The sequence below is a fragment of the Micromonospora sp. NPDC005203 genome (assembly GCF_042872705.1).
GTDB lineage: Bacteria > Actinomycetota > Actinomycetes > Mycobacteriales > Micromonosporaceae > Micromonospora.
On the sequence record NZ_JBIAKV010000003.1, the window covers coordinates 73,207 to 94,696 of the forward strand.

The 21,490-nt window shown below is 71.0% G+C and carries 21 protein-coding genes; 5 read left to right on the forward strand and 16 right to left on the reverse strand.

The genetic code is table 11. From position 1 onward, the window contains the following. Window positions 1–66 precede the first annotated feature (66 nt). The gene (locus ACFYPM_RS10280; RefSeq protein ID WP_387193629.1) at window positions 67–456 is read left to right on the forward strand and encodes a DUF1304 domain-containing protein; all 390 of its coding nucleotides are present in this window, start codon (window positions 67–69) and stop codon (window positions 454–456) included. 65 nt (window positions 457–521) lie between these two features. On the opposite strand, the gene ACFYPM_RS10285 is transcribed toward ACFYPM_RS10280, so the two are convergent. The 7 genes from ACFYPM_RS10285 to ACFYPM_RS10315 all read right to left on the reverse strand — a co-directional run bounded on the left by ACFYPM_RS10285 (window position 522) and on the right by ACFYPM_RS10315 (window position 6,137). Further along, window positions 522–1,295 (reverse strand): ABC transporter ATP-binding protein, encoded by a 774-nt coding sequence (locus tag ACFYPM_RS10285; protein WP_387193632.1) that lies wholly within the window; start codon window positions 1,293–1,295, stop codon window positions 522–524. Continuing rightward, on the reverse strand, window positions 1,292–2,368 hold the full coding sequence (locus tag ACFYPM_RS10290) for a FecCD family ABC transporter permease (RefSeq protein ID WP_387193635.1): 1,077 nt from the start codon (window positions 2,366–2,368) through the stop codon (window positions 1,292–1,294). The genes ACFYPM_RS10285 and ACFYPM_RS10290 overlap by 4 nt, the downstream gene beginning before the upstream one ends. 4 nt (window positions 2,369–2,372) lie before the next feature. Continuing rightward, complete coding sequence (locus tag ACFYPM_RS10295) at window positions 2,373–3,425, reverse strand: FecCD family ABC transporter permease (RefSeq protein WP_387193638.1); 1,053 nt, start codon at window positions 3,423–3,425, stop codon at window positions 2,373–2,375. Then, window positions 3,412–4,398 (reverse strand): ABC transporter substrate-binding protein, encoded by a 987-nt coding sequence (locus tag ACFYPM_RS10300; protein ID WP_387193641.1) that lies wholly within the window; start codon window positions 4,396–4,398, stop codon window positions 3,412–3,414. The genes ACFYPM_RS10295 and ACFYPM_RS10300 overlap by 14 nt, the downstream gene beginning before the upstream one ends. Window positions 4,399–4,560: 162 nt before the next feature. Then, window positions 4,561–4,758, reverse strand: coding sequence for a hypothetical protein (locus tag ACFYPM_RS10305; protein WP_387193644.1), 198 nt, complete (start codon window positions 4,756–4,758; stop codon window positions 4,561–4,563). A gap of 73 nt (window positions 4,759–4,831) precedes the next feature. After that, window positions 4,832–5,428 (reverse strand): hypothetical protein, encoded by a 597-nt coding sequence (locus ACFYPM_RS10310; protein ID WP_387193647.1) that lies wholly within the window; start codon window positions 5,426–5,428, stop codon window positions 4,832–4,834. A gap of 115 nt (window positions 5,429–5,543) precedes the next feature. After that, window positions 5,544–6,137 carry a hypothetical protein gene (locus ACFYPM_RS10315; protein WP_387193650.1) on the reverse strand — a complete coding sequence of 198 codons (594 nt, stop codon included), beginning with the start codon at window positions 6,135–6,137 and terminating at the stop codon, window positions 5,544–5,546. Between the two features lie 47 nt (window positions 6,138–6,184). Here ACFYPM_RS10315 and ACFYPM_RS10320 point away from each other — a divergent pair, with 47 nt between their 5' ends. Both ACFYPM_RS10320 and helR read left to right on the forward strand, forming a co-directional pair. After that, window positions 6,185–6,565 carry a YccF domain-containing protein gene (locus ACFYPM_RS10320; RefSeq protein ID WP_387193653.1) on the forward strand — a complete coding sequence of 127 codons (381 nt, stop codon included), beginning with the start codon at window positions 6,185–6,187 and terminating at the stop codon, window positions 6,563–6,565. Window positions 6,566–6,718: 153 nt separating this feature from the next. Beyond that, a complete protein-coding gene (gene helR, locus ACFYPM_RS10325; protein ID WP_387193656.1) occupies window positions 6,719–8,848 on the forward strand; it encodes an RNA polymerase recycling motor ATPase HelR in 2,130 nt (709 codons plus the stop codon). Between the two features lie 19 nt (window positions 8,849–8,867). On the opposite strand, the gene ACFYPM_RS10330 is transcribed toward helR, so the two are convergent. Both ACFYPM_RS10330 and ACFYPM_RS10335 read right to left on the reverse strand, forming a co-directional pair. Further along, complete coding sequence (locus ACFYPM_RS10330) at window positions 8,868–10,952, reverse strand: PQQ-dependent sugar dehydrogenase (protein ID WP_387193659.1); 2,085 nt, start codon at window positions 10,950–10,952, stop codon at window positions 8,868–8,870. 176 nt (window positions 10,953–11,128) lie between these two features. Then, entirely contained in the window at window positions 11,129–11,680 is a 552-nt protein-coding gene (locus ACFYPM_RS10335) for an RNA polymerase sigma factor (RefSeq protein ID WP_387193662.1), read from the reverse strand. A 58-nt stretch (window positions 11,681–11,738) separates the two neighbouring features. Here ACFYPM_RS10335 and ACFYPM_RS10340 point away from each other — a divergent pair, with 58 nt between their 5' ends. Beyond that, window positions 11,739–13,103 (forward strand): serine/threonine-protein kinase, encoded by a 1,365-nt coding sequence (locus ACFYPM_RS10340; RefSeq protein WP_387193665.1) that lies wholly within the window; start codon window positions 11,739–11,741, stop codon window positions 13,101–13,103. Here ACFYPM_RS10340 and ACFYPM_RS10345 read toward each other — a convergent pair. Both ACFYPM_RS10345 and ACFYPM_RS10350 read right to left on the reverse strand, forming a co-directional pair. Further along, window positions 13,090–13,779 carry a hypothetical protein gene (locus ACFYPM_RS10345; protein ID WP_387193668.1) on the reverse strand — a complete coding sequence of 230 codons (690 nt, stop codon included), beginning with the start codon at window positions 13,777–13,779 and terminating at the stop codon, window positions 13,090–13,092. The genes ACFYPM_RS10340 and ACFYPM_RS10345 overlap by 14 nt on opposite strands. Window positions 13,780–13,952: 173 nt before the next feature. Beyond that, complete coding sequence (locus ACFYPM_RS10350) at window positions 13,953–14,534, reverse strand: TetR/AcrR family transcriptional regulator (protein WP_387193671.1); 582 nt, start codon at window positions 14,532–14,534, stop codon at window positions 13,953–13,955. A 190-nt stretch (window positions 14,535–14,724) separates the two neighbouring features. Here ACFYPM_RS10350 and ACFYPM_RS10355 point away from each other — a divergent pair, with 190 nt between their 5' ends. Next, window positions 14,725–16,182 carry a serine hydrolase domain-containing protein gene (locus ACFYPM_RS10355; protein ID WP_387193674.1) on the forward strand — a complete coding sequence of 486 codons (1,458 nt, stop codon included), beginning with the start codon at window positions 14,725–14,727 and terminating at the stop codon, window positions 16,180–16,182. A gap of 10 nt (window positions 16,183–16,192) precedes the next feature. On the opposite strand, the gene ACFYPM_RS10360 is transcribed toward ACFYPM_RS10355, so the two are convergent. The 5 genes from ACFYPM_RS10360 to ACFYPM_RS10380 are packed head-to-tail and all read right to left on the reverse strand — an operon-like array spanning window position 16,193 to window position 21,482. After that, window positions 16,193–17,317 (reverse strand): LLM class flavin-dependent oxidoreductase, encoded by a 1,125-nt coding sequence (locus ACFYPM_RS10360; protein ID WP_387193678.1) that lies wholly within the window; start codon window positions 17,315–17,317, stop codon window positions 16,193–16,195. A gap of 17 nt (window positions 17,318–17,334) precedes the next feature. Beyond that, window positions 17,335–18,402, reverse strand: a complete 1,068-nt coding sequence (locus ACFYPM_RS10365) for an LLM class flavin-dependent oxidoreductase (RefSeq protein WP_387193681.1) — start codon at window positions 18,400–18,402, stop codon at window positions 17,335–17,337. Beyond that, window positions 18,399–18,914 (reverse strand): GNAT family N-acetyltransferase, encoded by a 516-nt coding sequence (locus ACFYPM_RS10370; RefSeq protein WP_387193684.1) that lies wholly within the window; start codon window positions 18,912–18,914, stop codon window positions 18,399–18,401. Before ACFYPM_RS10370 ends, ACFYPM_RS10365 begins: the two co-directional genes overlap by 4 nt. After that, complete coding sequence (locus ACFYPM_RS10375) at window positions 18,911–20,257, reverse strand: NtaA/DmoA family FMN-dependent monooxygenase (RefSeq protein ID WP_387193687.1); 1,347 nt, start codon at window positions 20,255–20,257, stop codon at window positions 18,911–18,913. The genes ACFYPM_RS10370 and ACFYPM_RS10375 overlap by 4 nt, the downstream gene beginning before the upstream one ends. A 16-nt stretch (window positions 20,258–20,273) precedes the next feature. Continuing rightward, complete coding sequence (locus ACFYPM_RS10380; protein ID WP_387193690.1) at window positions 20,274–21,482, reverse strand: LLM class flavin-dependent oxidoreductase; 1,209 nt, start codon at window positions 21,480–21,482, stop codon at window positions 20,274–20,276. Window positions 21,483–21,490 lie beyond the last annotated feature (8 nt).

Below are 21,490 nucleotides of genomic sequence, written 5' to 3' on the forward strand. Positions count from 1 at the left end.
GTGCGGGACGCGCATCCCCCGGCTGGCAGACTGGGGCGCGCCGGCTCGAACGAAGGAAGAACCAGCGTGGTCATCGCAGGACTCGTACTCGCCGCTATCGCCGGCCTGATCCACATCTACATCTTCTATCTGGAGTCCATCGTCTGGACCGGTGACCGGGCCCGCGCGATCTTCGGTCTCAGCAGCCGCGAAGAAGCGGACGCGACCAAGGAACTGGCCTTCAACCAGGGCTTCTACAACCTGTTTCTGGCGATCACGATCGCCGTCGGCATCGCCGCCTTCGCCCTCGGATCCCAGACCGTCGGTGCCACCCTCGTCTTCGTCGGCGCCGGCTCGATGGTCGCCGCCGGTCTGGTGCTACTCATCTCGACGCCCGCGAAAGCAAGCGCAGCGCTCAAACAGCTCGTTCCCCCACTCCTGGGGGTGGCCGCCCTGGCGACCGGTCTGAGCCTCTGATCTGATCGGCACCGATGATCGGCGCCGCCCGCGTGATAGGTCTGGCTGCCCTGCCCAAAACCCATTCAGGCGGGGACGACCATCGGTGTGCCGGCGATCGGGTCCGGTACGACGAGGCAGCTGAGACCGAAGACCTGCTCGACGAGCTCGCCGGTGACCACGTCGACCGGGGCGCCCTCGGCGACGATTGACCCGCCGGACATCGCGATGAGGTGGTCGCAGTACCGGCAGGCGAGGTTGAGGTCGTGCATGACGATGACGATGGTCTTACCGGACTCCGCGTTCAGCTTTCGCAGCAGCCGCAGCAGCTCGACCTGATGGTTGATGTCCAGGTAGGTGGTCGGTTCGTCGAGGAGCAGCAGGTCGGTGTCCTGGGCCAGGGCCATGGCGACCCAGACGCGCTGGCGTTGGCCCCCGGACAGTTCCCGGATCGGGCGGTCGATCAGGTCAGCGGTGCCGGTGGCGTCGAGTGCTCGGGCGACGGCATCGTGGTCGTCGTCGCTCCAGCGCCGGAACCAGCCCTGGTGGGGGTAGCGGCCGCGGGAGACGAGGTCGGCGACGGTGATGCCGTCCGGCGCGACGGGAGTTTGCGGGAGGAGCCCGAGCACCTTGGCCACGTCGACGTTCCGCAGGTCGGCGAGGGATCTGCCGTCGAGCAGGACGGTGCCCGCCCGCGGTGTGAGCAGTCGGGCCAGGCCGCGCAGCAGGGTGGACTTGCCGCAGGCGTTGGCACCGACGATCGCGGTGACCTTGCCGTCGAGCACGGTGACGTCGAGGTCGTCGACGATGGTCCGGTCGTCGTAGCCGAGGGTCAGGCCCTCGGCGCGTAGTCGGGTCATCCGCCCGCTCCTTGCCGGTTGGTGGTGGCCAGAAGCCACAGCAGGTAGGGAGCACCGACCGCACCGGTCACCACCCCGGTGGGCAGTGGTGTGGGCAGCAGGTGCACAGCGACGAGGTCGGCGGTGAGCAGTAGCGCCGCGCCGACCAGCGCGGCGGGGAGGACGCCCCGGGCTGCTGGCCCGAGGAGCCGGTTGGCGATCGGCCCGGCGACGAGGGCGACGAACGCGATCGGACCCGCCACGGACACCGCCAACGCGACCAGGACGACGGCGACGCCCAGGAGCACGGCGCGGCTGAGTTCGGTCCGGGCTCCCAGCATCCGGGCGGCGTCGTCGCCGAGGTCGAGGGCGCGCAGTGGGCGTTGGAGCAGGGCGGCGACCGGCAGCAGAACGACCAGCGCGCCGATGAGCAGGCGCAACTCCGTCGCGCTGGCCTGCCCGACCGAGCCGACCAGCCAGTGCATGGCCTGGCGGGCCTCGAAGAGCTGTGCCCGGCTGAGCAGGTAGCCGATCAGGCCCTCGAAGAAGAGCGCCACTGCGATGCCGATGAGGATGAAACGGTAGCCACTGACGCCGTCGCGCCAGGCCAGCAGGTACATCACCAGGGCGGCGGCGATCGCGCCGCTGAGGGCGAGCCCGCTGACGAGAAGGCCACCGGCCTGCAGGAGCACGATCCCGGTGACGGCCGCCAGCCCTGCTCCCGAGGTGACGCCCACGAAGTCCGGGGACGCGAGGGGGTTGCGCAGCACCTGTTGAAAGATCGTCCCGGAGGCGCCGAGGGCGAGCCCGACCGCCAGGGCGGCTGCCGCGGTCGGCAACCGCAGGCCACGGACGACGAAGTCAACGCTGGGATTGTCGGACAGGTGCAGCACCGAGGCGATGACCTCTCCGGCGCCGATGCGGAAGCTGCCCACCATCATGGTGAGCACGAAGAGGGTGCCAACCGCTCCGGTCAGGGCGCAGGTCACCAGGGTGGAGCGGCCGGCGCGACGCCTCCGGTTGGTGCGCAACGACGCCGCCGTGCCCGAGGCCACGGTGCCGAGATCGCTCGTGGGCGTGGTCGTGATCGTCATCCGCTCACACCTCGGACAGTCGGCCGTAGCGCACGATCGCGATGAACGCCGGCGCGCCCACCAGCCCGAGGACCACACCGACCTGAAGCTCGTCGGGGGCCGCGACCACGCGGCCGAGCACGTCGGCGAGCAGCAGGACGATGGGCGCCAGGAGCATCGAGTACGGCAGGATCCACCGGTAGTCGGGGCCGCAGATGAACCGCGCCAGGTGCGGCACGACGAGCCCGACGAAGACGATCGGACCGCATGCGGCGGTCGCCGCGCCGGCGAGGACCGCGACCACGGCGAACGCGGCCGCGCGGGTCCGGACCACGTGCTGACCAAGGCCACGTGCGACGTCCTCGCCGAGCGCGAGGCCGTTGATGGCACGCCCGAAGCCCAGGGACGCGACGAGGCCGAGCAGCAGGAACGGCGCGATCCCGGTCAGGATCGGGGCGTACCGGCCGGCGAGCGACCCCACCTGCCAGAACCGCAGCTCATTGAGGGCGTCCACGTTCGTCATGACGATCCCGCTGGTCACCGACACCAGGCCGGCGGTGACAGCCGCGCCGGCGAGGGCCAGTTTGACCGGCGTGGCACCCTCGCGGCCGAGAGACGCGATCGCGTACACCAGGGCGAGCGCCGCGATCGCGCCGGCGAAGGCGAACCAGACGTAGACACCGATCCCGCGTACGCCGAGCACGGTGATCGCGAAGACCACGAACGCGGCGGCACCGGAGTTGATGCCCAGGATCCCCGCGTCCGCCAGGGGGTTGCGGGTGACACCTTGCAGGATCGCCCCGGCCACGCCGAGCGCGGCGCCGACGAGGATGCCGAGAAGGGTGCGGGGTACGCGCATCTCCAGCGTGACCGTGCCGCTGATCAGCCCGTCGCTCTCGAAGCTGAACAGGGCGTGCAGCACCTCGGACACCCCGATCGCCCGCGAGCCCAGGGTCACGCTGAGGAAGCCGACGAGAGCGAGGACCACGCAGAGGACCGCGAGCCCCGGCCCGAGGGCGGAGGCTCGCCGCACCCCTCTTGTCGACGTGCGCGCCCCGATCTGGCTAGTTGCCGACATTCGGATCCGCGGCCTTGACCGCCCCGGTCAGCTTGTCCAGCTCGGTGGCGAAGTCACCGTACGTGTGCAGCCAGAACGCCGGCCAGGAGACGGTAGCGCCGGCCTTGGCCGCCTTGATCTTGAACCAGGTCGGCTGCTTCTTGCCCCACTCGGCGTTGGCGGTGGGCGTGAAGGATCGGCCGTCCCACAGGATCAGGTCCGGCTGGTACTTGTCCGCGTTCTCCCAGCTGAGGTTCTCCCAGTACGGGAAGGCCGGGTCCGGGCTGGCCGGGTTGGTCACCTTAAGACCCCAGGTTTGCAGGTCCAGCAACTCGGGTGCGTACTCGGGGTTCGCGACGTACACCTTGTCCGTCGCGGGCGACATCGCCGCCACCGTCAGGCCCGGCTGGCCCGAGGCAGCCGCCCTGAACGCGACCACGGCCTCCTCGAAGCGCTTCTTGTTCGCCGCGATCTGCGGGCTGTTCACGTCGGCGCCGAGGCTCTCGGCGAGATCCTCGTACCCCTCGGCCAGCGCGACGATCGACTTGCCCTGCGCGATCCCAACGACGGGGGCCAACTCGGCGAGCTTCTTGCTCTTCTCGTCGACGCCTTCCTCCATGCCGCTGTGGGCCTTCTCGGCCGGCCACCAGTCGCCGACGATCAGGTCCGGACGCAGGGCCGCGGCCTTCTCCACGTCGATCTTGCCCCACTCCTCGCCGAGGATTTCGATCCCGGTGAGGTCGAGGTTCTTCAGGTTGGGGTCGGTCTTGACCGACTCGTCGGCGTAGACGCCGACCGGCTTGATGCCAAAGGACAGGAGTGCTGCGGCCTCTCCGGCGTGCGCGATGATCCGCGTGGGTGTCCTGTCCGTCTTGACGACCTGACCAGATCCGTCGTTGAACGACCAGGGGCCGGAGGAGGCGGTGGTGTCACCGGCAGCGGTGTCGTTGGCACAGCCGGTCAGCCCGCTGAGCACGACGCTCAGCGCCGCCACGGCCAGTACCGGACGCCTTTTTTGCATGCTGAAGTTTCCGATCTTTTGAGAGAAGCGAGCCTCCCCGGCCCGAAGTTAGGTTAGCCTAACCAACATTGCTTATCTTGACCAATGGCGATGCCCCGCACCTCCGAAGATGGTCAGCACCCAGGCGCCGGCAGCTCAAGGACCGCCCGCGGCCCGCTCGGCGATCATCCCCTCGCAGCTACGGACGACGACCTGGGTCCCGCGCCGCTGCGAGGGCGCAAGCAGCGGGTCCTCCGCCCGGTCCCGCCAGCGCCACTGCGCGTCAGCGGCGACGTCCCAGAGCCGCTGCACGGTCGCCTCGTGCTCGACCCCCAGTCGGGCCGCGAGGCCCACCTCCGTCGCCCCCGACGAGCCGCTGCGCCTCGGCGGCCAACTCCGCGTCGAAGCCGAGCCGGGCCAACGCAGGTCAGCGCACGGCCAGGGGCGGCTCGGCACGCTCGCCCTGCTGGCGCAGGGCCGGCAACGCTGGCGCGAGCGCCACCAGCATGGCCAGGCCGGCGACGGGAAGCAGGTCGAGAGTGACCACCGGCAGGACGATGCCGACGACCAGCAGCGGCACGCTCCACAACGGCAGCCGGCGTTTCGCGGCGAGCATCCCCGCGAGGACGACCAGGCCGAGGAGAAAGAACTGGGGTACGACGTCGTAGACGGCCACCTCGACGCCGGGGATGTCCTTGAAGTCCGCGCCGAGAGCCGACATCTCCGCCCGGTCCGCCGCCAGGAGACCCTCCACGATGTCGGCGCCGAACTGCACCATCGTCGCGGCGAGTCCCACCATCGTGAGGGCCACCACCCCGGTGCGCCAGGGGCTGCGGGGCAGGAGGCGGGACAGCGCGAGCACCCCCGGGACGAAGCACACCATGCCGGCGAGCGCGACCAGGTGCGCGGCCTGCCAGTCGAACCCCGGGCCGTACACACCATCGGACTTCGCCCAGAGGCGAACCAGGCCGTAGGCGGCAATTCCGATCGGTCCGGCGAGGACATACAGCTCAGCGCGTTTCATGCCGACCATCATCTGGTCCTCGGCGTCGCGGCCGGCTCCGGGAAGATCCTCGCCCGGCCCCCGATTTCCGTCTCAGGTTTTCCACCGAGCCGACCCTCGGTCGGTGCCTTGGTTGTCAGGCGTGCCAGACCGCTGAGGCGGCGGCCAGCGCGGCCTCCTGGTACGGCGTTCGCGGCGAGTCCGCGGCGATGACCTCCACCGGCCACCTCTGCCCCAGCGCGACCCAGAGCGTCGACTGCACGCCCGAGTACGTCGACGGCTCGTCCGCGCCCTCGGCCACCAGCAGCACGTACGTCCACGCCGCCGCGTCCGGTGCGCCGTCCAGTGGCGTCCGCCAGGCGCGGTGCAGGCTGCGCCCGTGGCGGCGGGGCGCGTCGGCGGACAGGAGGGTGTCGGCCGGGGCCGGGTTGGGCGCGTCCGGCGGGCCGTCGACGCTGAACCGGTACGACAGTGGCGGCACCTCCGCGACGGCCGGCACGTCGGCCAGGTCGCAGCCGTCGGGCTCAGCGACGAAGGCGCGCAGCAGTGCCCGTTCCGCGCTGGTTATCCCGACGCCGTGGAGCGCCAGGCTGAGCAGGAGGGTGGCGTCGGCCAGGTCGAACTCACCCGCGGCGTAGTTCTCCCGCACGGTGCCGAGGACATCGTCGGGGAGCCGGCCCGCGAGCCGCCGGCACACGTCGGCGACCGTCGCGTACGTCTTCGCGTCCATGGTGGTCATTCTCGTGGTGGGTGGCGAGCGTCGCTCATGCTGGAGTGGTGATTCGTTTCGTACTGAATGTGCTGTGGCTCATCTTCGGCGGTGGCATCGTGCTGGCGGTCGGGTACGGCGTCGCCGCACTGATCTGCTTCGTCCTGGTCGTGACGATCCCGTTCGGGGTCGCGTCGCTCCGCCTCGCCGTCTACTCGCTGTGGCCCTTCGGCCGCACCCTGGTGCCGAAGCCCGGCGCGGGCGTGGCCTCCGGGTTGGCGAACATCCTCTGGCTGGTGCTGGCGGGCTGGTGGCTCGCGCTGTCCCACATCGTCGCGGGCATCGCCCTCTGCGTGACGATCATCGGGATCCCGTTCGGCATCGCCAACTTCAAGCTCGTGCCGGCGGCGCTCTGGCCCCTCGGCCGCGAGGTCATGGACACGCCCTGAGCTCGGAAAACGGGGACACCTACTCCCCCGCCACCTCTAACTTATAGCGCACTGGGGGGCTTGCGGCAAGACCCGGGTCGTGCCGCAAAATCGTCGGCCGAGGCCAGAATCTGCCGAAATGGAAGTCATCATTTGAATTCCCTGCCTACCTCCGTGTTCGATCTCCCCGCGCACCTCTCCCCCAAGACCGACCCAAGGCTCATCGCCCTGGACGAGCAGCATTTCGCGACGATGGCGCAGAGCCTCGACCAGCTGAACACCGAACTGTCCGAGCGCCTTGCCGCCGAGCGCCTCGCGCCCGGCGGCAAGGGCCGGCAGGCGATGGACCGGGACGAGGAGATCCGCCGGCTGACCGGCCGCCTGCGTGCGCTGAGTCGATACGGCCTGGACCTGTGCCTCGGCCACGTCGTCGGCTCGGACGACCCCGAACCCGTGTACGTCGGGCGGCGCGGCCTCACCGACAGCACCGGTCGGCGGCTGCTGCTCGACTGGCGCTCTCCGGCCGCCGAGCCGTTCTTCGGCGCCACCCACGCCAACCCGATGGGTCTGGCCAGCCGTCGCCGTTACCGCTGGACTCGCGGCCGGATCAGCGACTACTGGGACGAGGTGTTCACCCCGGACGGGTTCGTGGGACACGCCGTCGCGCTCGACGACCAGTCCGCGTTCATCGCCAGCCTGGGCACTGCCCGCTCCGCCCGGATGCGAGACGTCCTCAGCACCATCCAGGCCGACCAGGACGCCATCATCCGGGCGGGATCGGCCGGCGCTCTCGTCGTGGACGGCGGTCCGGGCACCGGGAAGACGGTCGTCGCGCTGCACCGCACCGCCTACCTGCTCTACTCCGACCCTCGCCTGGGTCAACGCCGGGGCGGAATGCTCTTCGTCGGGCCACACCAGCCCTACCTGGCCTACGTCGCCGACGTCCTACCCAGTCTCGGCGAGGAGGACGTGCAGACCTGCACCCTGCGGGACCTCGTCGACGAGGGCGGGGCGGCGACCGGCGAACCCGACCCGGACGTGGCTCGGCTGAAGTCGTCGGCGGACCTGGTCGGGGCGATCGACGCGGCGGTCCGGTTCTACGAGGACCCACCGGTCGAGCCGATGACTGTCACCACCGACGAGGGCGACATCTGGCTGGGCGCCGACGACTGGGCCGACGCGTTCCAGGCGCCGGGGCCGGGCACCCCACACAACGAGGCACGCGACGAGATCTGGGCGGAGCTGCTCACGATCCTCGTCGACAGGTACGACGGCGACGAGCCGGACGACGTGCTGCGCCGGTCGCTGTCGCGCAATCGGGAGCTGCGCACCGCCTTCAACCGCGCCTGGCCGTTGCTCGACGCGGCCGACCTGGTGGGAGACCTGTGGTCGGTGCCCGCGTACCTGCGCACGTGCGCGCCCTGGCTCAGCCGGGAGGAGATCCGGACGCTGCAGCGCGACGAGCCCCGGGCCTGGACCGTGTCCGACCTGCCGCTGCTGGACGCGGCCCGGCGGCGGCTCGGCGTCGCGTCGGGGCGTTCGCAGCGGCACGACCCCGCCACCGCCGTGGAACGCGAGCACCGGGACCGGGTCGTCGACGAACTCCTCGCGGCCGACGCCTACGACGACGGCGAGGGCCTGTTGACGATGCTGCGCCAGCCCGACCTGCGCGACGCCCTGGCCGACGAGTCCGGGTCGCTCAGCGCCGAGCCGGACCTGCTGGCCGGCCCGTTCGCGCACATCGTCGTGGACGAGGCCCAGGAGCTGACCGACGCCGAGTGGCAGATGCTGCTCACCCGGTGCCCGTCGCGCAGTTTCACGATCGTCGGGGACCGCGCCCAGGCCCGACACGGGTTCACCGAGTCGTGGCAGGAACGCCTGGAGCGGATCGGGCTGGACCGGATCACCCTGGCCTCGCTGAGCATCAACTACCGGACCCCGGCGGAGGTCATGGCGGAGGCCGAGCCGGTCATCCGGGCCGTGCTCCCGGACGCCAACGTGCCGACCTCCATCCGCGGCAACGGGCTCCCCGTCGTCCACGGCTCGACGGACGAGCTGGGCACGATCCTCGACGCCTGGCTCACCGAGCACACCGACGGGACCGCCTGTGTGATCGGCGACCCGGCGTTCGCACCGGCGTCGCGCGTCCGATCGCTGAGCCCGGAGCAGGCCAAGGGCCTCGAGTTCGACCTGGTCGTCCTGATCGATCCGGACGCGTTCGGCACGGGCATCGAGGGCGCGGTGGACCGGTACGTCGCGATGACCCGGGCGACCCAGCAGCTCGTCGTCCTGACGAGGCGCTGAGCCGCCCGGCCCACAGCTGTCAGTTGCCGAGCGTGACGTGCAGGATCTTCTCGTTGCTGTTGTTCGGGGTGCTGTCCTTGTCACCGGTGTTGGTCGTGGTCAACCACAACCCGCCGTCGAGAGCCGGCTCCACCGTCCGCAGACGGCCGTAGGTGCCGCTGAAGTACGTCTGCACGTTCGTCAGGCTGCTGCCGCTGATCACCGCGCGATACATCCGGGCACCCCGCGCACAGGCCACGTAGAGCGCGTCCCGCACGATCGTGATCCCGGAGCAGGACCCCTCCGAGGTCGGATAGGTGCGCGCCGGCGCGATGAAGCCGGCCGTCCCGCAGGTGCCGCTGGTGCCCTCGCACGCCGGCCAGCCGTAGTTGCCGCCCTTCGTGATCAGATTGGTCTCATCCATGATCGAGTTGCCGAATTCCTGCTCCCACAGCCGACCCTGCGAGTCGAACGCCAACCCCTGCGGGTTGCGGTGGCCGTAGCTCCAGACGTAGTTGCCGAACGGGTTGTCCGAGGGGACCGTGCCGTCCGGGTTGAGACGCAGGATCTTGCCTTCGAGGGCCGACCGGTCCTGCGCGTAGTTGCCGTTCTGCGCGTCGCCCGTGCTGGCGTACAGCTTGCCGTCCGGGCCGAAGCGCAGCCGGCCGCCATCGTGGTACTTGTTCCGCCGGATGCCACTGACCAGCACCTGCTCGCTGGAGGTGTTGAGGCGGCCGTTCTCGAACTTGATCCGCACGATCCGGTTGTCGCTGGGCGAGGTGTGCATGATGTACAACCAGCGGTCGCTGGCGAAGCTGGCCGAGACGGCGAGCCCGAGCAGGCCACCCTCGCCGTCGGTGCTCTGCACGTTCGGCACCGTACCCAGATTGGTCTTGACCCCGGTGGTGGGGTTGAGCTGGATGATGTCGTGCGCGTCGCGGCGGTTGTAGAGCACGGTGCCGTCCGACAGCGTGACAAGCCCCCACGGGACGTCGGTGTCGGTGGTGACCTGGCGCACCCCGCACACCGGGTTGCCGCAGCCCGCGCCGGTGGTCACCGTCGTGGTGGCGCTGCGCGACGAGGCGTTGTCCTGCGCGTCCCGGGCCACCACGTAGTACTGGTACGCGGTGTTCGCCGCCAGCCCGCTGTCGGTGAAGGTGGTCACCGGCGGCGTGCCGGTGACCGTGCCGACCTTCACGCCACCCCGGAAGATGTCGTACGCCCGGACGCCGATGTTGTCGGTCGACGCGGTCCAGCGCAGGGTCACCGTGGTGCCCGACGCGGTGCCGGAGAGCTGTTGCGGCGCGCTCGGCGCCTGGGTGTCGGCCTGACACTGCGGGGGCGTGATCGACACGGTGGTGCTCGCCTGGGACACGTTGCCGGCCGCGTCCCGGGCGTTGACGTACAGGCCCCAGGTCGCTCCGGCGACCACCGTGAGGCTGGTGGACAGCGTCGAGCCGCTCACCGACTTCATCAACTGGCCGTCGTGGTAGACGTCGTAGAAGGCCACCGCGACGTTGTCCGTCGAGGCATTCCACGCGAAGGTCACGGAGTCGCACGTCAGGCCGCTCACCCGCGGGCTGCCGGGAGCCGTGGGCGGCTGGGTGTCGGAGCTGCCCAGCGCCGTCGTCCACCGCTGGTTGGCCTGCCCGTTGCAGGTCCAGAGACCAACCAGGGTGCTGTTGGCGGTGCCGGCGCCGTTGACGTCCAGGCACAGGCTGGACTGGACGCCGACGATCGTCCCGCTGGTGTTGATCCGCCAGCGCTGGTTGGCGCCGCCGGTGCAGGAGTTGATCTGCAGGGTGGCCGGCGCGGTCGTGTCCTGGCCGACCACGTCCAGGCACATCGTCTCGTCGTAGACCCGCAGCTCACCGGCCGAGGTGAACGCCCAGGACTGGTTGGCCTGACCGTTGCAGTCGTAGATGTTGATGCCGGCGCCGGCCGTCCGGACGTTGCCGACGACGTCCAGGCAGCGGCCCGACGCCGCGCTCACCACCGTGGAGGCCGGCGCGGCCGATGCTGGCACACCGATCGCGATGCTCAGCAGCGTCACCGCTGCCATCGCCGCCGGCAGTAACCGTCGTCGTCGTGCCTGACGTGGGTTGGTCCGCGCGAGAGCTGACATCCGTCCTCCAGGATCGGGGCGTCGACCGGACCGATCCGGCGCCGGACGACCGGCACCCGACCAAGTCGAACTATGAACATCGAATATCAAAGATGGGTCGACGACGCATGTCAAACGATGTCACTCGATCGGCGACAAAACCCCAGATCGAGGCGATGTCCGGCAAGAGCGCCGCCCTACTCCCCACCCCGCAACGACTCGCGGACGTGCCGGCGGGCGTGATGGATCCGGGACTTCAGCGTGCCGACCGGAATGCCCAGTTGCTCGGCGATCTCCTGGTAGTCCATCTGGCACAGGTCCCGCAACACCAGTGCCGTCACCAGCTCCGGCCGGTGGGCCTCCAGCCGGTCCAACGCGTCGAGCAGGTCGAGGCGCGACCCGGCGATGACGCTCGTCGTACGGGGGTCGGCCACCTCGACGGGCAGCAGCAGGCCGGGCTGCTCGGCCGCCCGTCGCCGCAGGGACCGATAGGTCTGGCGGGCACAGTTGGCGACCACGACGTGCAACCAGGTCGAGAAGAGCGACCGGCCCTCGAATCGCTCGATGTGCCTGGCCACCTGCACCAACGCATCCTGGGCCGCCTCCTCGGCGTCCTGCCGGCAGGGCAGGAACCGTCCGCACTGCTCAAGCACCATCGGTCTGATCGCGACCAACAGCTCGTCCAACGCGCCGCTGTCGCCGTTCGCCGCCCGACGTGCCAAATCCTCGATCGACGACCCGTCCACCACCGGCGCTCCCCCCGCTCGTCTGCGACACCCGCAGTTCCGGTTGCCGGATAATACGGTCGTGTCCATCCCGTCGCAGGTCGGCCGGTACCGAATCGCACACCCCGTCGGCAGCGGGGCGTTCGCCACCGTGTGGCTGGCGTACGACGACGAGCTGCGATCCCCGGTGGCCATCAAGGTGCTCGCCGAAAACTGGTCGCAACGCGCCGACATCCGGGCGCGTTTCCGCCAGGAGGCCCGGTTCATGCGGCAGGTCGACTCCGACCACCTGGTGCGGGTGTTGGACATCGGCGAGCTGCCCGATGGTCGGCCGTACCTGGTGATGACGTACGCCGGAGGCGGCACGCTCGCGGACCGGCTGGCCAACGGGCCGATGCCGGTGCGCGAGGCGCTGCGCACCGCCGCCGACATCGCCCGGGCGGTGGCCGTGCTGCACGACAACGGGGTGCTGCACCGCGACCTCAAGCCCTCCAACGTCCTCTTCGACACCACCACCGCCGGAGGTCGGGTGCTGGTCGCCGACCTGGGGCTGGCGAAGGCACTCGCGCATGCCTCCGGGTTCACGGTGACCGCCGGCACGCCCGGTTACATGGCACCGGAGCAGTTGGTCCCGGGCGGCGGGCTGGACGCACGCGCCGACGTCTACGCGATCGGTGCCCTGACCCAGCACATGATGACCGGACTGCCACCGGGGCGGGCGATGGAGTCGGCGTCGGGCGTGCCCGCCCCGGTCGAGCGCGCCGTCCGTCGCGCCCTGCACCGCGACCCGGACCGCCGCTGGCCGACCGCGGCCGCGTACGCCACCGCGCTGGAGGGTCTGCTTGCCGCGCGACGGGTTCCGGCCCGCCCATGGCTGCGGCGGACCCGGCGGAGCCTCGCCGCCGTCGGCACCGTGGCCGCGACGCTGGTCATGGCCGGATCGGCCACCGTTCCCACCGCCGCGCTTGGCTGGACGCGGGTGGCCGACGCGACCGGCGCGCTCTCGGTGGCCGTCCCGGACGGCTGGGCACGGCAACTGCGGGACACCGGCTGGGACCCGGCCGTGATCGGCCTCGTCGACGAACGCCGGCCCGGCCTGCTCGTCGGGGCGGACCTCAGTGACTGGTCCGACGTGGACAGCGCGACACCGGGGGTCTTCGTCGGGCTGAGCCGTGCTCTCGCGGGAGCGAAGAGGCCGACACTGCCGGATCACAGCGGATGCACGCGTGCCGCCGATCGGGCGGTCACCGTCGGCGCCCTCAGCGGGAACGTCGGGCACTGGGCGCGCTGCGGGGGCGCGCAGACGTCCTTCAGCGAGGTCACCCTCGTCGCGGCCGACGGCGTCGTCGGCGTGTACGTCCAGGTCAGGCAGAGCGACGGCGCTGACCGTACCGACGAGATCCTCGGCACGTTGCGGGTGCACGCGTCGCTGGTCACTCAACGGTAGTCCGTTCCCATCTTCCGCCGCCGTCGGCCTTGCGCCACTGCCGCTTCTCGGTGCTGCCGTCGAGCTTGCGGACGGTGGCCTGCACGTCCTGGTCAACCACCCGGTACGAGATGAACGTCTCGATCTCGTCGGGCCCGTCGCTGTCGCCCACGATGTACGGCCACGCGTTCCGCTCCTTGCCGTTGTAGGAGAGCTGGACGGGCACCAGGGCCTGTGCCCGTCGGGAGCCGGGATCGCCCAGCTCGACGAGGATGAGGGCGTCCTCGGTCGACGGCGCGTTCGCTGGCTCTTCGACGACGAACTCGGCGTACACCGGGCGCGCGCCGCCCGGCAGGATCCGGCACGGCACGGGGGCGCCGTTCGATCCGTTGCGGAACCTGACCGTGTCGTCGGACCCTCCACAGAATTTCAGGTTGCCGATGACTGCGTTGGGCCAGTCGGTCCGCCTGATCTCGCTCAGCGGCTTGGCCGGCCCGGTGGTGCGGGTGGCCGGGGTGGGGCTGGCCGGAGCGGTCGGGCTGGGGGTGGTCGAGGCCGGATCGCTCGGTGTCGGGCTCACGCTGGCGGACGGGGAGCCGGCGGGCGCGGCGTCGCCGCCGACCCGGTCGAACGGTGACGTGCAACCGCCGACGAACGTAAGGGTGAGCACCACACCGACAAGCAGTCTGCCGCGCATGAACGGTCCTTCCTCTGGAGGGTCTGTCACTGGGTTTGATGCACCGGTACGGGAAATGGTTCACGCATCCGGGGCGCCGGAAGCTCCACTACCCACCAGAACGGCGTGGCTCCCCCCTGACGGCGAACAGGTGTCCGCCCTACCTCGCGGTGAGGCGACCCGCCTGCCGGACCCTATGGTCTCGGTGCCATCCCGGCCAGCAGGGCGTTGAGCAGGCGCTCGACGTACTCGTGGGTCAGCGGCTCCTGCGTGATGAGGAGCCTGAAGTACAGCGGGCCGGACAGGATGGCCATGGCCAGGTCCAGGTCGAACTCGGCGGACAGCTGACCCTGCTGCTGGGCTTTCCTGAGCCGGGCGACGGTCCTGTCGGCCTGGGGGCGGATGAAGCGTTCGTTGAGCGCGGCGGCGATCCTGGGGTCGTGCTGGGCCTCGCCCACCAGGGCCTGGTAGAGGGGACCCAGTGGCGGCCGGCCCAGGAGGTCGACGGCCGCGCGGATCTGTTGGCGCAGGTCGGCCACGAGGTCGCCGGTGTCGGGGTAGTCGAGCCCCGGTCCCCCGGAGGTGAGCACCGCGTCGAGGAACAGGGCGCCCTTGGAGGGCCAGCGACGGTAGACCGTGTGTTTGCCGACGCCGGCGCGGGCCGCTACCGCCTCGATGCTGAGTTTGGCATAGCCGAACTCCTGTGCCAGTTCCAGAGTGGTGCGCATGATCGCCTGGGTCCGGTCGGTGCCTCTGGTGCGGCGGTCGTCACTCATGACGCCACCCTATCGACACGGCACGTGCCGTTGACATTCCCCATCCCGGTGGCCACACTGAGCACGGGCCGCTAACGGCACGGCACGTGCCGTTCCATAGCTGCACCGCCGTGTCGACCGCCCTCGGCCCGCAGGGCACGCCATCCGCCCCCCGACTCCGCGACCACCTGATCGACCGAAGGGATGATCGATGTTCGAGACAATGAGCCGCAACGCCGACCGCGAGGTGCAAGCCCACATCAACCGGGGCCAAGGGTTCTCCACCGACCGACGGTTCGACGTCGACCACTGGCAGCAGCGATTCGACGAGCTGCGTGCTGTCCACCATGTCCCCGGCGCGAGCCTGGCCGTGGTGCTCGACGCACAGGTCTACGAGTTGGCCAGCGGGGTGCTGCACCGGGGCACCGGCGTGGCGGTGACCACGGACTCGGTGTTCCTGGCCGGCTCGATCGCCAAGGTCTACACCGCCACGCTCATCATGCGGCTGGCCGACGCGGGAAAGCTGGACCTGAACGCGCCGGTCGTGGACATCCTGCCGGAGTTCGCCACCCCCGACCCCGAGGCCACCAGGACGATCACCATCCGACAGTTGCTGTCGCACACCGGCGGCGTGACCAACGACTTCAACTTCGACGGCGGCCGCGGTGACGACTGCCTCGCCCGGTACGTCGAGGCCGCCCGGCGGGTCGCCCTGGACTGCCCGCCCGGCACGGCCATCTCGTACGGCGGTCTCGGCTACGTCGTGCTGGGCCGCGTCGTCGAAAGGCTCACCGGCCTGACCTGGGACCAAGCTCTGAAGAACCTCCTGTTCGAGCCACTCGGCCTGCACCGCTCGATGACGCTGCCGGAGGAGGCTCTGCGCTTTCGCGTCGCCATGAGCCACCTGGGTGAGCCCGCGATGCTGCCCGATCCGGCCCCGTTCTGGGACCCGATGCCCCGCGCCGTCGGGCCGGCGGGCAGGGTCATCGTCTCTGCCGGCGACATGGCCCGCTTCGCGCAGATGCACCTCGACGGTGGCCTCGCCCCCGACGGCACCCGCGTCCTCTCCGCCGACGCGGTCGCCGCCATGCGACACCGCGAGGTCGACGTGCCCGACAAGTGGACGGTCAGCGCCGACGGGTGGGGCTTGGGCTGGACGCTCTACGACTGGGACGGCATCGCCGGCTACGGGCACGACGGTGCCGCCATCGGCCAGTACGCCTACCTGCGCGTCGTCCCGCAGGCGGGCGTCGCCCTGGCCCTGATGACCAACGGCGGCGCGGCCCGTCTGCTGTACGCCGAGCTGTTCCGCGACCTGCTCGCCGAACTCGCCGGCGTCGTCCTGCCCGCACCGTTCGCCCCGGCGTCCGTCCCGCCCGCGATCGACCTCGCGCCGCTGCTGGGCACGTACCAGCGCGAGGGTGTCGTCATCACCGTCTCCCGCGGCGACGACGGCTCGCCACACCTGCGGTACGAGTTCGTTGACGACATGTCGGACCTGTCACCGCCCCTGGAGATGGACCTGGAGCCGGTCACCGAGACCGTCTTCGCCGCCTCCGGGGCAGGCCCCTCCTTCAGCGAGGACTACATGCCGGTGGTCTTCTCGACCCTCAGCAACGGCACCCGGGTCTGCTACGTGGGTATGCGAGCCACCCCCAAGACGGCCTGACCGGTGACGGTCAGTCGTTCCACTCCTTGGCGAGCAGCTCGTAGGAGCTGACCCGGTCGCCGTGCGCGTGGGTGATCGTGGTGACCAGCAACTCGTCGGCCGCGGTGACGTCCCGCAGGGTCCGCAGCAGCTCGACCACCGTCCCGGGTGATCCGACGAACTGGGTGTCCACCCGGTCGGCGACGAGCGCACGATCGTCGTCGGTCCAGGGCAACGCGGCGGCCTGCTCCGGGCTCGGGAACGGGATCGCTCCCTCGCCACTGCGGATGCTGCGCACCCACGGGCCGTACGGTGCCGCCAGCCGTCTGGCGGCACCGTCGGTCTCGGCGACGACCACGTCGGCGGAGACCACCACGTACGGCTCGGCGAGCGTGGCCGAGGGCTGGAACGCGGCCCGGTACGCGGCGACCGCGTCGAGGATCGCCGAGGGGCTGACGTGGTAGTTGGCGGCGAAGGGCAGGCCCAGCGCGCCAGCGAGACGGGCGCTCTCGCCGCCGCTGCTGCCCAACAGCCACACCTGGAGGTCGGTACCCTCCCCCGGTACGGCGTGCGCGTCCAGGCCGTCGGCGTCGCGGTAGTCGCCGCCCAGCAGGGCCAGCACGTCGGCCACCTGCTCGCCGAAGGGTGGCGGCTGCGCGCCCGGCTGGTGCAGCAGGGCGGTGGTCAGGGCGAAACGCGGTGCGGCCAGCACGCTGGCGTAGGAGAACGGTGGCGGGATGAGCAGCCCGTCGACCACCCGACCCGCCACCGGCGGCGGGGCCAGCGCGGCGCTTTCCCGGGCCGCCTCGACGCGCCGCTGGCCGGAGCGGCCCAGCCCGAGGTCGATGCGGCCGGGGTAGAGGGTGGCGAGGGTGCCGAACTCCTCGACCACCGACAGGGCGGTCCGGTGCCCGACCTGTACCGCCCCGGAGCCGACGCGGAGCACGCTGGTGGCCGCGGCGACCTGCCCGATCAGTACGGCCGGGGCGGAACTGGCGACACCGGCGGCGAGGTGGTGCTCGGCAAGCCAGTACCTGTGGTAGCCGGACTGCTCGGCGCGGCGGGCCAGGTCGACGGTGTTGCGGAGGGCGTCGGTGACGGTGCCGCCCGCGGGCACCGGGCACAGGTCGAGGATGGACAGGGGCGTGGAGGGCATGGTGGTCCCCGTTCTGGTCAGGCCGTGGTGGCTGCGGTCACCGGCGCGCGGAAGGGACGGCTGGGGATCTGCCGGCGCAGCACCGGGGCCACCTCGGCCTGGAACAACTCCAGGCTCTCCCGGTGCTGCTTGTCGGTCAGCCCGTCGTGGTCGGCCTGGAGGTGGATGACCTCGTGGCCGAACTGTTCGTGGTAGCGCAACACCTTGTCGACGAGCTGCTGCGGGCTGCCGACCAGCATCGAGCTGCGGTCCAGGGCGTCCTCCAGGGTGGCGAAGACGGGTGGCACGCCGAGTCGCTGAAACGTGGCCAGCCGGGCGTCGAAGATCGGTCGGTACCGCTCGATGGCCTCCTGCGAGGTGCGGGCCACGTAGAAGCCCGCGGTGCCGGCACCGACGAGGGCGTCAGCCGGGTCGTGCCCGTAGTGCGACCACCGTTCCCGGTAGTAGCGGATGAGTTCGGCGTACGGCTCGATCGGGTTGGTGACGTTGGCAGAGAAGAGGGGGTCGCCGTACCGGGCGGCGAGGTCGACGGAGTCTCGGCTGGTGGCACTGCCGTGCCAGACCCGGATGGGCTGTTGGAGCGGGCGTGGCCAGGTCTCGGCCTCGGTGAGCGACGGTCGGTACCTCCCGGACCAGGTGACCTTCTCCTCTCGCCAGAGCCGGCGGAACAGCTCGTAGCCCTCCCGGTTGCGGTCCCACTGGTCCTCGGCGGTGACGTGGAACAGTTGTGCCTGCGCGGCACCGTTGCCCTTGCCGATGATCAGTTCGAGTCGGCCGTCGGAGAGGTGATCCAGGGTGGCGTAGTCCTCGTAGGCACGGACCGGATCGAGCAGGCTGAGCGTGGTGACCGCGGTGAACAGACGGATGGTGGAGGTGCGGGCCGCGATGTGGCTCAGCACCACCGGCGGCGACGACGAGATGAACGGGTGCTCGTGCCGTTCCCCGACGCCGTACCCGTCGAACCCAAGTTCCTCGGCGAGGACGGCCGTGTCGACCACCTCCCGGAACCGGTCCGTGGTGCTCCTGCGCTGGCCGGTGACCGGGTCGGGCAGGTGGGTGATGAGCGTTATCAGCAGGAACTTCACGCCGGGACCGTCACTTTCGCGGGCAGGGTCAGGGTCGGGCGCAGCACCAGGGCGAAGCAGCGGGAGTACGGCAACACGTCGTACGGGGCGAACACCGGGATCGGCCGGTAGCCAGCCACCTCGTACCGGCGGACCGCGTCCGGTTGGCGGTCACCGGTCTGGAGCACGATCCGCGCCGCGCCGAGCCGACCGGCGGTCTCCCGGATCGCGTCGAGAAGTGCCTGGGCGACGCCGCGCCCCCGATGAGCGGGCAGCACGTACATCCGTTTGAGCTCCAGGTCGGCGCCGCGCCAGCGCAGCGCGGCATGCCCGACCGGTGTGGCGTCGGCGGTGTAGGCCACACCGGTCCAGGCGACCGAGGTCGGGGCTATCGCCTGCGCGTCCGACAGATGGATCGGGTCGGCGAGGCGGTCCGCGTACCGTTGGCGCATCTCCGCCGTCATGGCCGCGCGCAGCGCGACGGCGTCCGGATCGTTCCAGCGTCGCTGGCACACCGTCGCCGGCGGGGTCACACCGCACCGACCGGGCGGGCGGGGCCGAGACCGAGATGGCCACGCAGGGTGGTGCTGGTGTACTCGCCGCGGAAGACGCCGCGCTCCTGCAACAGCGGCACGACCTGGTCGACGAACTCGTCGAGCCCGCCGGGGGTCAGGTGCGGCACCAGGATGAAGCCGTCGGCGGCGTCCGACTGCACGAAGTGGTTCATCCTGTCGGCGACCTGCCGTGCCGTGCCGACGAACGACTGCCGGCCGGTGACCTCGATGATCAGGTCGCGGATGCCGAGTCCCTTCTCCTCGGCCAGCGCCCGCCACCGCCGCGCGGTGTCGACCGGATCGGGATACATGCCGGCGCGACCTCGGCTGATCGCGTCACCGGACACATCCGGGTCGTCGGCGGGCAGTGGACCCTCCGGGTCGTACCCGGACAGGTCCCGGTTCCAGAGTTGTTCCAGCAGCAGGATCGCGGTCTGCGGGCTGACCTGTTGGCGGCGGATGTGGTGGGCGCGTTCCTGCGCCTCGGCGTCGGTCCCGCCGAGCACGAAGGTGACACCGGGGATGACCAGCAGGTCGTCGGGTTGGCGGCCGTAGCGGGCCAGCCGGGACTTCACGTCCCGGTAGAAGTCCTGGCCGTCCTCCAGGGTGCCGTGTCGGGAGAAGATCGCGTCGGCGCTGGACGCCGCGAACTCGCGCCCGTCCGGAGAGTCGCCGGCCTGCAGGATCACCGGGTGCACCTGCGGGCTGCGGGGCACCGTGAAGTGCCCCGCGATGTCGAACTGGTCGCCGTGGTGGGCGAACCCCCCGGGTCCGGCCCCGGTGAGGTACCGGCCGGCGTCGCGGTCGCCCACGATCGCCTCCGCCGGCCACGACTCCCACAACTCGCGCGCCGTACGCACGAACTCGGCGGCCCGCTCGTAACGCAGCGAGCGGTCCAGGTAGCCGCCCCGGCGGAAGTTCTCCCCGGTGAACGCGTCGGAGGTGGTGACGACGTTCCAGGCCGCTCGCCCGCCGGAGAGGTGGTCGAGGCTGGCCAACTGCCGGGCCAGCTCGTACGGCTCGCGGAAGGTGGCGTTGAGCGTGCCGGCGAGACCCAGGTGCGTGGTGACCGCCGCGAGGGCGGCGAGCACGGTCAGGGTGTCCGGACGACCGACGACGTCCAGGTCGTGGATGCGGCCCCGCTGCTCGCGCAGGCGCAGCCCCTCGGCGAGGAAGAGGAAGTCGAACTTGCCCCGTTCCGCGGTACGGGCCAGGTGGACGAAGGAGGAGAAGTCGATCTGGCTGCCGGACGCCGGGTCGCTCCACACGGTGGTGTTGTTCACGCCGGGAAAGTGCGCGGCCAGGATGATCTGCTTGGGCATGACGGGTCTCCAGTGCTCAGGCGGTCGCCGTGGAGGCGTACCGGCTGGCCGGTCGGGGCAGGCCGAGCAGGTCACGCAGCGTCCCGGCCGGATAGTCGACGCGGAACAGACCGCGATCCCGCAACGCGGGCACCACCGCCCGGGTGATCGCGGTCAGGTCGTCGGGAAGTACGGCCGGTCGCAGCCGGAAACCGTCCACGCCGGCGCGGTGCCACTCGGCGAGCAGTTCGGCCAACTGCCCCGGGGTGCCGGCGAAAATGGCCGCGTCGGACGTGAACGCCTCGCCGTTCAGCTCGTCGAGACGGGCGCGACGGCGTCGGACCGATGTCGACGACTCGTCGAGCAGGACGACCACGTCGGCGAGGACGCGCAGTCGCCCGTCGGTCCGGCCGATGGTCGCCTCGGCCGCCCGTACCTCCGCCACGATCGCCGCGGCGTGCCCGGCATCGGTCGGGGTGACGAAGACGACGTCGGCGTGGCGGGCGGCGAACGCGTATGTCACCGCCGAGTGGGCCAGCGCGGCGACGACCGGTTGCCCCTGCGGTGAGCGGGGCACGATGGAGGGACCCCGGACCGAGAACCACCGGCCGGTGAAATCGATGTAGTGCAGCCGCTCCCGGTCGACGAAACGGCCGGTCGGCACATCCCGGATCACGGCGTCGTCCTGCCAGCTGTCCCAGAGCCGGCGGATGACCTCCACCGCGTCGCCGGCCTCGCCGAGGAGGTCGTCGACGAACCGGACCGCCTCCGGTTCGTCGAACCGGGCCGGGTCCAGCGGCGGGACGTCGCGGCGGCCGAAGTGCCCGGCCTCGGCCCTGCGGGCGGAGACGCGGGGCCGCCAACCGGCCCGCCCGCCGCTGATGTGGTCGAGCGTGGCTATCGCCGTGGAGAGGTGGAAGGGCTCGGTGTGGGTGGTGCTGGTGGTCGGGATCAGCCCGATGTGCCGGGTCAGCGGGGCGAGCCGGGCGGCGATCTGCACCGCGTCGAGCCGTCCCCGGAGCTGGTCGGTGCGGTCGTCGGGGCCGTCCGGCCGGGACGTCTGTAGGTCGAGGCTGTCCTCGATGGTGAGCAGGTCCAGTGCGCCGTGTTCGGCCTCGCCGGCGAGGGCGTTCCAGTAGCGGGCGGTCAGCGGCGCGGTCGCGTCGGCGCGCGAGAGCCGCCACGCGGCGGGGTGCCAGCCGAGACCGTCGAGCGCCACGGCCAGGTGCAGGCTCTGGTCGGTCATGGTGTTCC

Excerpts from the sequence above, each read along its gene's own strand:
- ACFYPM_RS10285 (WP_387193632.1), bottom strand. The coding sequence starts at position 1,295 with ATGACCCGACTACGCGCCGAGGGCCTGACCCTCGGCTACGACGACCGG.
- ACFYPM_RS10290 (WP_387193635.1), bottom strand. The coding sequence starts at position 2,368 with ATGACGATCACGACCACGCCCACGAGCGATCTCGGCACCGTGGCCTCG.
- ACFYPM_RS10295 (WP_387193638.1), bottom strand. The coding sequence starts at position 3,425 with ATGTCGGCAACTAGCCAGATCGGGGCGCGCACGTCGACAAGAGGGGTG.
- ACFYPM_RS10310 (WP_387193647.1), bottom strand. The coding sequence starts at position 5,428 with ATGAAACGCGCTGAGCTGTATGTCCTCGCCGGACCGATCGGAATTGCC.
- ACFYPM_RS10315 (WP_387193650.1), bottom strand. The coding sequence starts at position 6,137 with ATGGACGCGAAGACGTACGCGACGGTCGCCGACGTGTGCCGGCGGCTC.
- ACFYPM_RS10330 (WP_387193659.1), bottom strand. The coding sequence starts at position 10,952 with ATGTCAGCTCTCGCGCGGACCAACCCACGTCAGGCACGACGACGACGG.
- ACFYPM_RS10345 (WP_387193668.1), bottom strand. The coding sequence starts at position 13,779 with ATGCGCGGCAGACTGCTTGTCGGTGTGGTGCTCACCCTTACGTTCGTC.
- ACFYPM_RS10350 (WP_387193671.1), bottom strand. The coding sequence starts at position 14,534 with ATGAGTGACGACCGCCGCACCAGAGGCACCGACCGGACCCAGGCGATC.
- ACFYPM_RS10355 (WP_387193674.1), top strand. The coding sequence starts at position 14,725 with ATGTTCGAGACAATGAGCCGCAACGCCGACCGCGAGGTGCAAGCCCAC.
- ACFYPM_RS10360 (WP_387193678.1), bottom strand. The coding sequence starts at position 17,317 with ATGCCCTCCACGCCCCTGTCCATCCTCGACCTGTGCCCGGTGCCCGCG.
- ACFYPM_RS10375 (WP_387193687.1), bottom strand. The coding sequence starts at position 20,257 with ATGCCCAAGCAGATCATCCTGGCCGCGCACTTTCCCGGCGTGAACAAC.
- ACFYPM_RS10380 (WP_387193690.1), bottom strand. The coding sequence starts at position 21,482 with ATGACCGACCAGAGCCTGCACCTGGCCGTGGCGCTCGACGGTCTCGGC.